General features: G+C 71.3%; 13 protein-coding genes. 5 read left to right on the forward strand and 8 right to left on the reverse strand.

Annotated features, from left to right (window positions below):
* The first annotated feature begins 109 nt into the window (after nt 1-109).
* On the forward strand, nt 110-457 hold the full coding sequence (locus ACVCAG_RS07900; RefSeq protein WP_030904158.1) for a helix-turn-helix domain-containing protein: 348 nt from the start codon (nt 110-112) through the stop codon (nt 455-457).
* Here the strand turns inward: ACVCAG_RS07900 and ACVCAG_RS07905 are convergent.
* The 3 genes from ACVCAG_RS07905 to ACVCAG_RS07915 all read right to left on the reverse strand — a co-directional run bounded on the left by ACVCAG_RS07905 (nt 454) and on the right by ACVCAG_RS07915 (nt 3590).
* Nucleotides 454-1245 carry a DNA-formamidopyrimidine glycosylase family protein gene (locus tag ACVCAG_RS07905; protein WP_440083037.1) on the reverse strand — a complete coding sequence of 264 codons (792 nt, stop codon included), beginning with the start codon at nt 1243-1245 and terminating at the stop codon, nt 454-456. The genes ACVCAG_RS07900 and ACVCAG_RS07905 overlap by 4 nt on opposite strands.
* A 204-nt stretch (nt 1246-1449) precedes the next feature.
* Complete coding sequence (locus ACVCAG_RS07910) at nt 1450-1899, reverse strand: RrF2 family transcriptional regulator (RefSeq protein ID WP_362677550.1); 450 nt, start codon at nt 1897-1899, stop codon at nt 1450-1452.
* A 20-nt stretch (nt 1900-1919) separates the two neighbouring features.
* The gene (locus tag ACVCAG_RS07915) at nt 1920-3590 is read right to left on the reverse strand and encodes a condensation domain-containing protein (protein WP_447189624.1); all 1671 of its coding nucleotides are present in this window, start codon (nt 3588-3590) and stop codon (nt 1920-1922) included.
* Nucleotides 3591-3897: 307 nt separating this feature from the next.
* On the opposite strand from ACVCAG_RS07915, the gene ACVCAG_RS07920 reads away from it, so the two are divergent.
* Entirely contained in the window at nt 3898-5076 is a 1179-nt protein-coding gene (locus ACVCAG_RS07920; RefSeq protein WP_440083039.1) for an ROK family protein, read from the forward strand.
* A gap of 132 nt (nt 5077-5208) precedes the next feature.
* On the forward strand, nt 5209-6426 hold the full coding sequence (locus ACVCAG_RS07925; RefSeq protein ID WP_447189625.1) for a hypothetical protein: 1218 nt from the start codon (nt 5209-5211) through the stop codon (nt 6424-6426).
* A 30-nt stretch (nt 6427-6456) separates the two neighbouring features.
* On the opposite strand, the gene ACVCAG_RS07930 is transcribed toward ACVCAG_RS07925, so the two are convergent.
* Nucleotides 6457-6846 carry a hypothetical protein gene (locus tag ACVCAG_RS07930; protein WP_440083041.1) on the reverse strand — a complete coding sequence of 130 codons (390 nt, stop codon included), beginning with the start codon at nt 6844-6846 and terminating at the stop codon, nt 6457-6459.
* A 179-nt stretch (nt 6847-7025) separates the two neighbouring features.
* On the opposite strand from ACVCAG_RS07930, the gene ACVCAG_RS07935 reads away from it, so the two are divergent.
* Nucleotides 7026-8309: a condensation domain-containing protein gene (locus ACVCAG_RS07935; RefSeq protein WP_440083042.1), complete on the forward strand. Its 1284-nt coding sequence runs from the start codon at nt 7026-7028 to the stop codon at nt 8307-8309.
* A 353-nt stretch (nt 8310-8662) separates the two neighbouring features.
* On the opposite strand, the gene ACVCAG_RS07940 is transcribed toward ACVCAG_RS07935, so the two are convergent.
* The 4 genes from ACVCAG_RS07940 to ACVCAG_RS07955 form a co-directional block, all read right to left on the reverse strand.
* Nucleotides 8663-10117: a glycoside hydrolase family 3 N-terminal domain-containing protein gene (locus ACVCAG_RS07940; RefSeq protein ID WP_440083043.1), complete on the reverse strand. Its 1455-nt coding sequence runs from the start codon at nt 10115-10117 to the stop codon at nt 8663-8665.
* 123 nt (nt 10118-10240) lie between these two features.
* Nucleotides 10241-11146 (reverse strand): ABC transporter permease subunit, encoded by a 906-nt coding sequence (locus tag ACVCAG_RS07945; RefSeq protein WP_440083044.1) that lies wholly within the window; start codon nt 11144-11146, stop codon nt 10241-10243.
* Entirely contained in the window at nt 11143-12156 is a 1014-nt protein-coding gene (locus tag ACVCAG_RS07950; protein ID WP_440083045.1) for an ABC transporter permease subunit, read from the reverse strand. The genes ACVCAG_RS07945 and ACVCAG_RS07950 overlap by 4 nt, the downstream gene beginning before the upstream one ends.
* A gap of 2 nt (nt 12157-12158) precedes the next feature.
* On the reverse strand, nt 12159-13493 hold the full coding sequence (locus ACVCAG_RS07955) for an extracellular solute-binding protein (protein ID WP_440083046.1): 1335 nt from the start codon (nt 13491-13493) through the stop codon (nt 12159-12161).
* 205 nt (nt 13494-13698) lie between these two features.
* Between ACVCAG_RS07955 and ACVCAG_RS07960 the strand changes: the two genes are divergently transcribed.
* Nucleotides 13699-14913 carry an ROK family protein gene (locus ACVCAG_RS07960; protein ID WP_447189626.1) on the forward strand — a complete coding sequence of 405 codons (1215 nt, stop codon included), beginning with the start codon at nt 13699-13701 and terminating at the stop codon, nt 14911-14913.
* Nucleotides 14914-14923: the final 10 nt, after the last annotated feature.

A 14923-nucleotide genomic window follows, 5' to 3' on the forward strand; every position in this document is an offset into this window, starting at 1 on the left:
GATGATGACGGCGAGGAGTATGTACCAAGGGTCGCGTTCGAAGAACGGGCGGCACGAACCGATAGCGCGGAGTGTCGTGAAGACATCCGCGCCGGGGAGGGAGCGACAGATGGTCCTGCTGCGTCAGCTGCTCGGTGACGTGCTGCGGCGGCTGAGGGTGCGGCAGAGTCGCACCCTGCGTGAGGTGTCCACACTGGCTCGGGTTTCTCTTGGCTATTTGTCCGAGGTTGAGCGTGGTCAGAAGGAGGCCTCTTCAGAGCTGCTCGCGTCGATCTGCGGTGCCTTGGGCGTGCCGCTTTCACAGGTTCTCCGTGAGGTTTCCGATCAGTTCGCCCTGGCCGAGCTGCAGCATGCTCCGGTGCTGGCGGGAGACGTCCCCGAACGGGAGCGTCTACCGATTCCCGAAACCGTGCCTGATTCCGTGTTTCCCGAAGTCAACGACATGGTCGCCGCCTAGCCGGTCGGTTCTTCCGGCTGGCAGTGACGGCACCAGACGATCAGCCGTTCCTGCGGCTGTGCGCCCATCTCCCCACGACTGATCCGACGCCCGCAGCGCAGGCAAGGCCGCCCGGCCCTGCCGTAGACCCAGGTGCTCCGTCCCGGACGGAGGTCGCCTGTCGTCGTCCTGCTCGGGCGTTCCTTGTTGGCGTCCAGCAGCCGCCACGCGATCGACACGATCGTTCTCAGGTCCTCAACCGCCTCCACGGGTCGCCACGGCGACACTCCGGCGAGGAAAAGCGTCTCGGCGCGATAGATGGTGCCGATTCCCGCCAGGTTGCGCTGATCGAGCAGCGCGACCCCGATGCTCGTCTCAGGCCGTCCTGCCAGCCGTCGCACGGCCTCCGCCTCGTCCCAGTCCTCTCCGAGCAGATCGGGGCCGAGATGCCCGACGAGCCGCCCCTCCTCCGCGGTCGAGACCAGGTCGACCATGCCCAGCCGCACCCCGGCCGCCTGCCATCGCTCGTTGGCCAGCACCAGGCGGACGACGTCGCCCCCGGGCAGCCTCCGCCCCGCGGGTGAGATCTGCCAGCTGCCCTCCATCCGCAGGTGGGTGTGGACGGTCAGCCCGCCCTCGACCCTGGTGAGCAGGTGCTTGCCGCGCGAGACGGTCTCCAGCACCGCGCGCCCGGTCAGGTCGGCCGTGGAGTGACGCGGCACGCGAAAGTCCGAGCGGGTCAGCACCCGCCCGTCGAGCGCCCGGCCGAGACGCAGGGCGGAGAGATGGATGACGTCACCCTCGGGCACGGCGCCCCTCCCGGGGCGCGGGCCGGTTCCGGGGCGCGGGCCGGTCCTGTGCGGCGAGCCGGTTCCCGGACATGAGCCGGTTCCGGGGCGCGGGCCGGTCCTGTACGGTCAGTCGGCTCCGGGGCGCGGGCCGCTCCCGGGAGGTGAGCCGGTGCCGTGCGGGCCGGGCCGGCCGGACCCCGGTGGGTGGCCACACCGGCATGGTCAGTCCCAGGCCGCGGGGTCGGCCGACAGGCTGCGGACCCGGTCGGGAAGGGCTCCGGTGGCCACGTTCTCGAGGGTGACCTCCTCCAGGATCGCCCGCTCGCTGGCGCGCAGCGCGATCCAGACCTGCTGCAGCGACTCGGCGGGACCCCGGTAGCCGACATGCTCGGGCCGTTCCCCCCTGACGTTGGCGAGCGGGCCGTCAACGGCGCGGATCACGTCGGCGAGGCTGATCTCGGCGGGCGGGCGGGCCAGCACGTAGCCCCCCTCGGGGCCGCGCTGGCCGCGTACCAGCCCGGCGCGGCGCATCTGGAGCAGGATGTTCTCAAGATACTTGGGAGGCATGTCCTGCTCCTTGGCCAGCTCACCCACCGTGGTAGGGCCGTCACCCGCGGCGGCGAGTTCGGCGGCGGCACGGAGGGCATAGTCGACACGAGCGGATAGGCGCATGTAACCGATTATCCCGCCTGCTATTGGTTACTTACGCGCGCGGGGCCGACGGAGATGGAGTGGCGTCCGTCCCCCTCGGTGACGACGGGCCCGTAGAGCGACGCGCCGGTGGGCTCCGGCGCGTGCACGACGTAGTGGTGAGGCGCCATCGCGGAGGTGCGGCCCGGCAGCAGGGCGAGGCAGGCGGCGCGGATCTCCTCGGGGGTTCCTGAGGTGACGTGGCAGGTCAGACGCCCTTCCGGGTCGTGCGTCACCAGGTGGGGACGTCCCTGGACCGCCTCGCCGACGAGCCGTTCCACCGCGCCGAGGTTCACCCAGCAGAAGTCGGTGTAGATCCATTCCGGGCCGCGCTCGATAGGTGAAATTCCCGACATATACGAAATGTCGGCAGCCTGGACGTCTCCGTCTCCGGCCGCGATCAGCAGCCGGATGATCCCGATCCCGAAGCCCTCCGCCTCCGCCCGGCTCATCACCCGTGGATCGATCCAGAGTGTCAGGTCGACCACGTCCTCCAGCCGGTTGGCCCAGAGCGCGAGGTGTGCGGGGAGCGAGGCCGCCGGAAGCCAGTCGCACTCGACCTCGGCGGACGGCTCGGGTTCGGGCTCGGGGACGGTGACGCCGCTCATGTCGTTGAAGACGCAGTCACGGGCGAAGTCCACCCCCCGTTCGGCGTTGACGGCCTCGATCACCTCCCACAGGGCGGTGGAGTCGAAACGGCTGTGCTGGTATCCGGACAGGGACGCGGCGCGGAAGCGGCGGATCGCCTCGTCGAAGGTGGAGACGTCGAGATCCGCGGTCATCAGCGCGTCCTGGGCCAGTGGCCCGACGTAGTCACGCAGCTCGGGTCGCACCCGGTTGCTCGCCAGCGACGCGATCACGCAGGACCGCTGGGTGGTGCGCAGGCCGATGAGGACCCCCAGGGCGGCGAGCGTGATCGCCGAGCGGCTGGCGCCCGTGCGGCTCGCGACGGCGTCCAGCGCCCTGGCCGCCACCGCCGAGCGGACCCGCAGCCGGGACCGAATCGCGTCGGCGTCGGTCCCGGCCGCCTCGGCGATCGCGAACATCGACTGCGGTGCCCGCCTGAGCCCGTTCTCCCAGTGCCGCAGGGCGGCCTCGGTCCGGCGCAGGGCGGCCGGGGTGCCCTCCGCGGTCGCGAGGTCCAGCGGCTGCATCGGGCACGGCGACGGGACGGCGATCCCCCGGATCAGTCGCTCCCACTCCCTCATGACGGTGGCCAGCCCGATGGCGTCGACCGAGGTGTGGGGCAGGACGAAGGTCACCAGACGGGGCGCCTCCCCATCAGTGATCACGGCGACCCTGATCGGGAGCTCGGTCCGCAGGTCGAACCGGGTGCCCTGCATGCGCAGGCCCACCTCCTCGGCGACCTCGTCGAGGAGCCCGGTCTCCGCGCCGTGCACCTCGACGGGCAGGAAGCCGGAACCGGCCACGACCTGGACGTCCGAGTGGATGGTGGCTCGCAGTCCCTCGTGCCGGGAGAGCAGGCGCCCGATCGCCTCGGTGACGGCGGGCAGGGGCGTTCCCCCGGGGAGGCGCTTGGTGACGCGGAAGTTCATGTGGAGCGGCGGGTCGCGGAGCACGCAACGCGCCATGTTGGCCTGGCCCATGGTCATGGGCCCCTGCCGGGCCCGCAGACCCGTGTATTCGGCTGGGATCGTGATGACGGTGTCCATGTCGAAACCTGCCTCGCCACCCGACGGCAAGGGTCTTACTGAAAAGAACCTTTACCGTTTTCGGGAGTGTTCCACGTGCCGGGCCGACGTCGCAAGCCCTTGGTTTCCGGGCATCGTGGTGGTGGGCGGGAGAGCGGTGCCGGCGAAACGGCGATGAGCAGGGACGCGACGCGGCCGGGAGGCCCCCGGTAGCCCTCCGTGGCGTCCGGGCGGCGCTAAACTATCAGGAAGCCTTATTAAGAATAGAACCGTTATTCTTGATCGAAAGTAATCGCGACGGGGAAGCGGCGAACAAGAGAGCATGCGTATGGAGCGACGTCCTGGCGTGCCCAGGCTATTGAGGGAGATCAACGACAGGGCCGCCCTGGAGCTGCTGCTCGCCTCCGGGCCACTGACGCGGGGGCAGATCGGCGAGCTCACCGGCCTGTCCAAGGTGACGGCGTCGCAGACGCTCGCCCGGCTGGAGGGGCGCGGACTGGTCGAGGTGGCGGGGGAGCAGGCGGGGGGCCGCGGGCCCAATGCCGCGCTTTATGGAATTATTTCCTCCTCGGCCTATGTGGCGGGTCTGGACGTCGGCCCGGAATTCGTGACGACCGCCATCGCCGATATCCACGGAGAGATCGTGGCCGAGGTGCGGGTGGCGCCGAGCGGGCACGACGATCCGGTGGCCCTCGTGCACAACGCGGTGGTCAAGGCGTGCCGGTCGGCCAAGGTCGCGCTCTCCAAGCTGCGCTCGGTCGTCATCGGCACCCCGGGCGTGGTCGACCCCCGCACCGGCGACGTGCGGTTCTCCTTCGACCTGCCCGGCTGGCACGAGGGCATCCACGAGGCGCTCGCGCGTGACCTGCGACGCGACGTCAGGATAGAGAACGACGTGAACCTCGTCGCCATCGCCGAGCGCACGTTGGGTGCCGCCCGCGAGGTCGACGACTTCGTGCTGCTCTGGGTGGGCCGCGGTATCGGCCTCGGCGTCGTGCTCGGAGGGCGGCTGCACCGGGGCCGGTCCGGCAGCGCGGGCGAGATCGGCTACCTGCCGGTGCCGGGGGTGCCGCTGGCCGAGGACGTACGGGCCGTGCCCGGCAGGCTGCCGTCGCTCGCCGGGGGCCTGCAGTCCCTGGTCAGCGCCGAGGCGGTCGCCGAGCTCGCCGCGACGTACGGCTTCGAGGGGGAAAGCGCCGCCGAGTGCGTCGCGGCGGCGGTCGCGGCGGGCAAGCGGGGAGAACCTTTGATCGACGACATCGCGGGGCGGCTGGCGCTGGGGGTGGCGTCGGTGTGCGTCGTGCTCGACCCGGGGCTCGTGGTGCTCGCGGGGGAGGTCAGCAGGGCCGGGGGTGACGAGCTCACCTCCAGGATCGAGGAGGCGGTGGCCAGGAGCTGCCCGGTCCGGCCGCAGGTGGTGGCGAGCGAGGTGGGCGGCAATCCGGTGCTGCGCGGGGCCGTCATCGCAGCCCTGGACCAGGCCAGGGAGGAGATCTTCGCCTCCTGAGCCCCGGATCCGGGATGTCCGGCGGGTGGGAGCCCTTCTCGGCGAACGGCCGTCGCGCGACGGGCAAGACCCCTATGCTGGCGCGGAAATGTCATGAAAAAGACATCTTTCCGTGATCGGGGATGGGGACAAATGACGGCTGTCATCGCCGTGCTGCATGCCGAGGACGTCGCCCTGGAGTTCGTCTCCGTCCTGCGGGACCACGCCGACCAGGACGTCCTGGTGGTCGTCGGGCAGGCGAGGGCGAGCGTGACCCTGCCGGGAGGGCTGTCCCTGCGGGAGCGCCTGGAGCTGCTCGGGCCCCTGGCGGAGCCCGGGGGCAACACCGCGGAGCTTCCCGTCCCCGCCGACGTCGCCGCCCTGCTCGGCGAGGCGCCGGCGCCGGCGCCCGATGAGATCTGGACCCACTCGCCCGCCGACCACCGCATCCGCCGGGCACGGTTCGGCTGGATCGTCTCCCGCGCCGTGTCGCCGTTCCCGGGGTCCTCGGCGTCCTCGGCGTCCTCGGCGTCTTCGCCCTCCTCGCTGTCCTTACCGGCCGTGACCTGCTCGGTCGGTGACAATCCCTTCCTGCAGACGATCGCCGGCACGGCGACCGCGATCACCGGCGCCGAGGCGGAGGCGAAGATCGGTTTCATCAACCGGCGCGCCGGTGAGCTGCTGCGCAGCCGGGTGGCCGACCGGCTCGTCACCACCGACCGGGTGCCGGCCGTCGAGAGGTTCTTCACCGCGAGCGCCGCGCGGGCCAACCGCCTGTATGCGCTGATCTCCAGCCTCGGGGACGACGCCGCGGTGGCCGACGACCCGTGGGAGTTCGGGCGCTCGGCGTACGAGGCCGCCCGGCTGGACGCGACCGCCGCGTGGACCGCCCGCTGGTGCTCCCCCCAGGACGGGCCGATCGTGGAGGTCGGGGCGTGCCAGGGCGAGCTCACCCGGCGGCTGTCGGGGAAGGGTTACCGGGTCCAGGCGACCGAGCCCAACGCGGGGTTCCGCGCCCGCCTGGCCGAGCGGGCGGAGCCGGGCGTGGAGGTGCTCCCGGACAGCCTGGAGGATCTCGCCGACCACGGTGAGCGCCAGGCGGCGGCGTACCTGCTCGTCGAGATGCTCTACCACGACCAGGATCTGGCGCTCCTCGACCGGCTGCCGACCGATCTGCTCCTCGTCGCGCTGGAGAGCGGTCAGCTCAACGAGCGGATCTGGCCCTGGCTGCGCGAGCAGTCCACCTGGCGGGTCGCCGAGCGCGTCGAGCTCGCTCCGCCGACCCTGGAGTCCGTCTGCGACGGGCTCGCCTACCTGCGCAAGCGGGGCAGCCGCGGTCTCGTCCTGGCCAGGGCCGGGTGGCGGCGATGAGCCGGGAGACGGTCGTGGCCTCGCCGCGCGTCACGTCTCATCGTGAGACGCGCGGCAGGTCCAGCCCGATCTCGCGGGCGGCCCGCTCGGCCGGCACGGGGTCGTCCACCGCGCCGAGCGCGAGGTTGCCGGGACCGGGCTGCCGGTGCGCGCCTCCAGCCGGGTGACGTCGCCCGCCTCCTCGTCGGTGGCGATCACCAGGTCCGGGTTCTCCGCGTGCGGCGCGGCGGTCAGCGCCCTGATCTGCTCGCTGTCCACAAGATTCCGGGAGTAGAGCGCAACCCCGCCGGGTCCTTCGGCGAGCCGCCTGCGTAGCCGGTCGGGCACTTCCACGCCCACGAACCCGGGTTGCGACACGGTGTCGGCAAGCCCGGCCGGTTCGGGGCTCGCGCCGCTCGTCCGGCCACCGTGAACGATCATCAAATCCTCCAGGTCGGTTCGTGGCAAGCCGCTTGTCTCGGGCGTACCGCATGTGTAGCATTCGGTTGCGTAAATAGACAGGAAAGTTTCCTAATAATTCCTTGTCGGGACCGCATGTCAGGGGCGACGCAGCCCCGGCGCCTGCCCGAAGCGAGTCACCCACGAGGGAGACGGACAGGATGTCGCACGCCCCCTTCGACCTGCGGGGAATCCCGCTGGCGCTTCACCTGAACGGTCCCGTCGACGTTCCGGCGCTGGTGGGCGCGTGCGCCGCCGTGGCCGGCAGGCATCCGGTGCTCGGCCGCGTCAGGGTCACCCGCACGGAGTCGACCCCGGAGCGCTATCCCGGGATCGCCGCGGCCGAGGCCGCCCGCCCGTTCGACCTGGAGCGCGGCCCGCTCGCCCGGTTCACGCTCGTCACGGTGGGTCCCGAGCGCGTCAGGCTGCTCTTCACGGCGCACGGGCGGGTGTTCGACGGGGACTCCAAGGACGTCCTGATCCGCGATCTGGCCGACGCCTACTTCGCGCGGGCCGCCCTGCCGGGGCCGGCGTCGCCGTCCTGCCCGGTCCCGCGGCCGTACGGGCCGTCACCGGGCCCGCCGTCCGGGCGGGCGGACCGGCCCGGCGGTTCCGGGGTGGACGGCTGGGCCTCCCCGGCACCGCCCGACGGCGCCGAGGAGTTCTGGAAGGAGCGTGACCGCGCCCCCTGGGAGCTGGTCCTGCCCGGCCTGCGCGCCGTCCCGCACGGCATCGGTCCCGGGGAGATCGTCGAGATGGTGCTCGGCGGCACGGAGTCCGGAGCCCTCACCGAGGCCGCCGCGGCGCTCGGCGCCACCAGGTTCGAGCTGCTGCTGGCGGCCGTGGGCGTGCTGCTGCGACGGTACGGCACCTCCGCGTCGCCGCTCGCCCTCGACCTCGGCACCCGCACCCGCGAGACGCGCGACCGCATCGGGCCGTTCGTGGCGCGGGTGCCGTTCGTCCCGCACCCCGACCTCGGCGAGGGGTTTCCCGACCACCTGCGCACGGTCCGGGCCGAGCTGCGCGCCATGTACCGGTTCCGGCACGCGCCGCCGGACCCGCCCTCCTCGCCGGTCCTGCTCAGCTACCGCAGGAGGGCGGCCGTCCCGGAGTTCCCCGGTGTCGGGGTGGGTGTGGAGTGGACGGTCTTCAACGGGGCCGCCCGCGGCGCGCTGCACATCCAGGCCGTGGACGCCGGCCCGAGTCTCACCCTGGGCCTCCGCTTCAACCCCGCCGCGATCGGCCACGACGACGTGTCCGGGATCGCGGGTCACCTGCGCGCGCTGCTGCGCGCCATCTCCGTGGAACCCCGCGCGAAGGTCGCGGATCTGGCGGAGCCACCCCACCCCACGCTCCATGAGGAGCCTTCCGTGACCGACCTGTTCGTCCCGGCCGCCGACGACGTGACGGAACCTCCCGCCGGGGAGGATCCGGTCACCGTGTAGGTGCGGAGATCTGGCGGGAGGTACTCCGCCTCGACGACATGAGGTGTCGCCCGCGAGCGGAGCAACCGGCCGTTCGGCCTGGCCGACGGGCCGCCGCCGCGGGCGGCCCCGGTACGTACCGGGGCCGACGAGCGCGTCCTGCGCGCCGTCCCTGACGGCGTCCTGATCGTCCTCGGCGCCTTGACGGGGAGTACGCGTCTTGAAGGGGGGTACGCGACGCGCGAGGAAAGACGAGGAAAGGCACGGCCCGCCCCCGCGGTTCTCGCGGGGGCGGGCCGTGCCGTCGCCGGTACGTCTCGTCGGCCCGGTGTTTCCGGTCGACGGGACGAGCCGGTGGGATGTGGCCGGTTCCGTCAGACGCCGAGGAGCTCGGCGGCGGCCTGGGCGTTGGCGCGGGCGGCGCCGTAGGTGGCCAGGTAGGTGACGCCCTCCGGGCGCCAGATCGGCAGGCCCATCTCGACCACCGTGGCGTCGGGACGGGCGGCCAGCAGCGCGGAGACCACCGACTGGCTGGCCTCGTAGCGGTGGGCGTCCTTGACGACGACGATCAGGGAGCGGCCCGAGGCGCGTTCCAGGATGTCCGGCACGTCGGCCGCCTCCGGCTTGACCCGCAGCACCTCCGCCTGCGGCAGCAGCGGCGTGAAACCCCACGGCACGTCGCCGACCGCGATGGTCGGCGGGGTGTCCACCTCGACCACCAGCGGGTCGACCAGGGGAGACGCCGAGCCGGTGAGGCTGACCGCGCGGCGGGCGGCGGTGAGGCCGATCACGTCCCGCTCGGCCTCACCGGTGCGGGGCGTGCCGAACCAGCCGCGCAGGGCGGCGACCCGCTCGGCCGCCGCCTCCAGGCGGGCCGCGGGAAGCCGTCCGTCGTGGACGGCCGCGACGATCTCGTCCACGATGCGGCGGACGTCGTCCTCGGTGGGGATCGGGCCGAGGCAGAGCAGATCGGCTCCGGCGGCGAGGGAGAGCACCGAGCCCCCGGCGAGACCGTACGCGGCGGTGACGGCCTTCATGTCGAGGGCGTCGGTGACGATCACACCTTCGTAGCCCATCTCGCCGCGGAGCAGGCCGGTCAGGGCGGCGGGGGAGAGCGTCGCGGGAAGCGCGCCGGTGACGGCGGGCACGCGTACGTGCGCGGTCATGATGGATCTGGTCCCGGCGTCGATCGCGGCGCGGAAGGGCACCAGCTCGCGCTCGCGCAGCAGTTCCACGGAGGCGTCGACGAGCGGGACCTCCAGGTGGGAGTCCTGCCGGGTCGCGCCGTGGCCGGGGAAGTGCTTGACGCAGGCGGCCACCCCCGCCGACTGCAGGCCGTGGACCGCGGCGACGGTGTGCCGGGCGACGAGCGCGCTCTCCGCCCCGAACGAGCGGGTGCCGATCACCGGGTTGTCCGCGGCGGTGTTGACGTCCGCGGACGGGGCCATGTCCAGGTTGACGCCGCAGCGGGCCAGGTCGTCGCCGATGGACCGGTAGACCCGCCGGGTGAGCTCGACGTCGTCCACGGCGCCGAGGGCGGCGTTGCCGGGGTACGGGCTGCCGACGTGGTAGGCGAGCCGGGTGACGTCACCCCCCTCCTCGTCCAGCGATATGACCGGATCGGCGGCCTCGCGCAGGCGGGAGGTGAGAGCGGACAGCTGTGCGGCGTCGGCGACGTTGAAACCGAAGAGGGTGACGCCGCCGAGACCGTTCTCCAGCTCCCGCAGGACCCACTCGGGTGCCTCGGTGCCCTGGAACGCGGCGAGCAGCGTGCCGGCCGCGAGACGACGCAGCCCCTGATCGCCGCGATCCGCGATGAACTCAGACATGGCGGTAGGTGTTCCTTACCTGAGATGTAGGGGGGTGTCGGACATGGATGTAAGCAAAGAAAACAGAACAGTGCCGGTACGGCCCGCGCCTTGTGGGTGCGTGCCGTACCGGCACCAGTGGGATCAGCCCTTGACGGCACCCGCGACGAGGCCGGAGACCATCCGCCGCTGCACCAGAAGGAAGAAGACGATGACCGGGATGGTCATCAAGGTGGAGGCGGCCATGATGGCGCCCCAGTCGACCGACCGCTGGCTGACGAAGTAGCGCAGCGCCACGGGCATGGTGTAGCTGCCCTGGTCGCTGATGAGCGTCAGCGCGAACACGAACTCGTTCCACGCGGTGATGAACGAGAAGATGCTGGTCGCCACCAGCCCGGGGGCCACCAGAGGGAACAGCACCTTCCAGAAGGTGGCGAACCGGCTGGCGCCGTCGATCCAGGCGGCCTCCTCCAGTTCCTTGGGCACCGCCGCGACGAAGGTACGCAGCATCCAGATGGCGAACGGCAGCGTCATCGCGACGTTCACCACGATGAGGCCGAGAAGCTGGTCGTACAACCCGGCCCGCCTGACCATGATGAACAGCGGGATGAGCAGCGCCTCGCCGGGGACCATCTGCACGATGAGCAGCAGGATCAGGAACGAGGTGCGGAAGCGGAACCGGAAGCGGGCCACCGCGGTCGCCGCCAGCAGGGAGAACACCGCGCCGATGAGCACGGTGCCGAGGGCCACGATGGAGCTGTTGAGCAGGTAGCGCCAGATGGAGTGGCCGGCGACGCCCTCGGTGAAGACTCGCGTCACGTGTTCGAGCGTGGGGTCGGTGGGGAAGGGGATGAAGTCCGTCGTGAAGATCTGCTCGCTGCTCTTGAAGGCCGTGGTCACCATCCAGTAGACGGGGAACACCGCGAACAGGAACACCACGACGGCCAGGGTGTTCAGGCCGATCTTGCCGAGCCGCTTGCGCCTGCCCGGGTTTCCCCTGGGCGCGCGGGCGGGCGCCCTGCGGGGTGCCCGTGTGTCGTAGGTGGTCATCGCACGTCCTCCGTCTTCACGATCTGGCGGACGTAGAAGAAGGTGATGACGAGCAGGATCAGCGTCAGCACCACCGCGATGGCCGCGCCCATGCCCATCTTGGGCGGCGCGCTGAAGGCCTGGGTGAAGGCGAACAACGACAGGTTGAACGCCTCCCGGTTGGACGTGCCGCCCGCCAGCACGAACAGCTGGGTGAAGACCTTGAAGTCCCAGATCACCGAGAGCACCGTCAGCACCGCGAAGACCGGCTTCAGCAGCGGGAAGGTGATCTTCCAGAAGATCCGCCACGCGGAGGCGCCGTCCACCCTGGCGGCCTCGTACAGCTCCTGGGAGATGCTTTTCAGCCCGGCCAGGATCGAGACGGCGATGAACGGGAACGACGCCCAGACCACCGCGAGGATCAGCACGACGTAGATGGTGAACGCGTCGTTCAGCCACGGTTCGCCGGTCCAGTCGGAACGGCCGAACAGCAGCGAGGAGAACCAGTCGGGCAGCGCGTTCAGCAGCCAGTTGATGACGCCCGACTCCGCGTCGAACAGCCAGCGCCAGATGATCGCGGTGGCGATCTGCGGGGTGGCCCAGGCGGCCATGATGCCGACGATCAGGAAGGTCGACATCTTCTTGCCCAGCTTGTGCAGGAGCAGGCCGACCAGCGTGCCGAGGATCAGGGTGCCCGCCACCGTGACGACGGCGAAGACGACGGTGTTGCGCAGCGACGTCCAGAACAGTTCGGACTCGACCAGCTTCTGGTAGTTCTCGAAGCCGACGGACTCGGCCGGCGCTCCCCGGACCTGTCGCAGTCCCACGTTGTGGAAGGACATGACGACCATCTGGTACAGCGGGTAGAGCAGCAGGCCGGCGATGACGAGCAGGCCGGGGACGAGCAGCGCGTAGGGGACCACCCAGGCGGGCAGTCCGCCGGACCTGCGCGGGGGCGTGGCGCCTCGGTGCCCCCGCGCCGGGACGGAGGGGGTGCCCCCGTCCCGGGCGATGGTTGAGGTGTTGGCCATGGTTACTGGTTCAGGATCTCTTCGAGTTCCTTGTTGGCGTCGGCCAGCGCGGTGTCGACGTCCTTCTTGCCCTCGATGACCGAGCGGGCCGCGCTCTGCAGGACCGCCTTGGTGTCGTTCGCCTCGGCCCAGTTGGTGTCGTTCGGGAAGCCCTTGGCGACCTTGAAGGTCTCGGCGAACGGCGCCTGCACCGGGTCGGCCGCGTACTCGGTCAGAGCCTCCGGGTAGAGCGGGAGCAGGCCGCCCTCCTTGGCGTAGCGGGTGCCGAACTCCTTGCCGGCGGCCAGCTTGACGTACTCGGCGGACAGCTCGACGTTCTTGGTGTCCTTCCAGATGGCGATGTCGTTGCCGCCCTGGAAGGCCGGGGCCGGGCCGCTGCCGTCCTTGGCCGGGAGCGAGAAGAAGGCCATCTTCGCGTCGTCGACCTTGCCGCCGCTCTGCTCCTTGATGGTGGTGATGTCCCAGCCGCCGGTCACGTACATGCCGACCTTGCCGTTGGCGAAGCGGGTCGCGATGTCCACCGAGTTCTGGGTCAGGGCGGACTTGCGCGAGACGCCGTGCTTGGTCACCAGGTCGGTGTAGTACTGGAAGCCCTCCTTGAAGCCGGGCTCCGTCAGCTTGCCGACCCACTTGCCGCCCTCGAACGCGGCGAAGTCGCCACCGGCCGACCAGACGAACGGCGACAGCGACATGTTGGCGTCGGAGCCGCCGTTGAAGGCGAAGCCGTCGACGTCCTTGCCCTTCTCGGCGACGATCTTCTTGCCCGCCGCGACGAGGTCCTCCCAGGTCTTGGGCACCTCGATCTTCAGGTCCTCGAACCAGTCCTTGCGGTAGAGGACGGCGCGGGTGCCGCCGCCCCACGGGGCGGCGTAGATCTTGCCGTCCACCGTCTCGTAGCCCCACAGGTTCTGCGGGATCTGCTGGAAGTCGGGCGTGGCCTTGACGACGTCGGTGATGTCGGTCAGCGCGTCCTGCGCGACCCACGCGGCCACCTGGTCGTTGCCGAACTCGGTGACGTCGGGGCCCTCGCCGCCGGCGAGCGCGGCGGTCCACTTGGCCTGCGCGTCGGGCCAGGGCACCCACTGGAGCTTGACGTCGGCGCCGGTGGTCTCCTTGAACTTGGCGTTCAGGTCGGCCATCAGCTTGTTCTGCTTCTCGTCGGGAGCGCCGAGGCGCCAGACGGTCAGCGTCTGACCTGCGAACTTGGGGCCGGACGCGGCGGGCGCCGACGCCTGGTTGTCGGCGGCCGGTGCGGGCTCGCTGCTTCCACACGCGGCGAGACCCAGGGCGAGGGCGGCGGTGGTTGCCGTCGTGGTGGCGATTCTCGCGAACTTCACTGGAGTTCTCCCTTTCAGGCTTTCGCCGGGGTTTGCGCTCTGCTATGGCCGGGGTCCCCCGCGACCCTCTGCACTCACTGGGAGCGGTCGGAACTACCGCAACCCGCGGTTCCGATCGCTTGCCTGCGGGCTGACTAGGGTTAAACTAACAAGAAACTTTCTTAAAAGAAACGATCGTTAGCGGATCGTGACGGGGAGGACGACCTTGCCCACACGCCCGGGGACCCCCCGGTTGTTGCGCCGGCTCAACGATCGCGCGGCGCTGGAACTCCTGCTGTCCAGCGGCCCTCTCACCCGGGCTGAGCTGGGAGAACATACCGGGCTGTCCAAGGTGACCGCGGGTCAGCTGCTCTCCAGGCTCCAGGAGCGCGACCTCGTCGCCGTGGTCGGCGAGCAGGCGGGCGGCCGCGGTCCCAACGCCGCCCTCTACGGGGTGGTGCCCTCCTGCGCGTACGTGGTCGGGCTCGACGTGCTGCCCGACAGGATCAGCGCCGGGGTCGCCGACATCACCGGCACCCTCGTCGCCGAGGTCTCCGCCGACCCCAGCGGGCACGAGGACCCGGCACGGCTGGTGCGGAGCGCGGTGAGCCAGGTGTGCGCGTCGGCGGGCATCGGCGTCGACCGGCTGCGCGCCTTCGTGATCGGCACCAGGGGCGTCGTCGACCCCCGCACCGGTGACGTGCGCTTCTCCTTCGACCTGCCCTCCTGGCACAACGGCGTGCTCGCCGAACTCCGCCGTGACCTGGGCGTCCCGGTGACGATAGAGAACGACGTGAACCTGGCCGCGCTGGCCGAGCGCGCGTACGGGGCCGCGCTGGGCGTCGACGACTTCGTGCTCGTCTGGGCGGGGGTCGGGCAGGGGCTCGGCGTCATGCTGGGCGGGCGGCTGCACCGCGGCTTCACCGGCGGCGCGGGCGAGATCGGCTGGCTCCCCGTGCCCGGCGAGCCGCTCCCCACCGACGTGAGCGAGCCCCAGTCGGGCTCGTTCCAGCGCCTGGTCGGCGGCGACGCCGTGACCGGGCTCGCGAACGCCCACGGCATCGGCTCCTCCGTCTCCGGGAACTCGGGGGCCTCGGGGGCCTCCGGGGCCGACCCCGGCGCCGGTTCCGTGGGAGAACACGTCCGCACGGCCGTCGCGGAGGGCGCCGAGGCGTTCCTGGACGAGCTGGCCGGGCGGCTGGCCGTCGGCGTCGCCGCCGTCGCGGTGGTCCTGGACCCCGGACTCATCGTGCTCAGCGGCGACGTCGGCAGGGCCGGCGGCGACGCGCTCGCCGCCAGGGTGCAGGACGCCGTCGCCCGGGTCTGCCCGAGCCAGCCCCGGGTCGTGGTCTCGCGGGTCCAGGGCAACCCCGTGCTGCGCGGCGCCCTGGTGTCGGCGCTGCAGCAGGCCCGGGAGCAGGTGTTCTCGGACACGATCTGACGTCCCGCGC

This window comes from Streptosporangium sp. G12, from assembly GCF_052983175.1.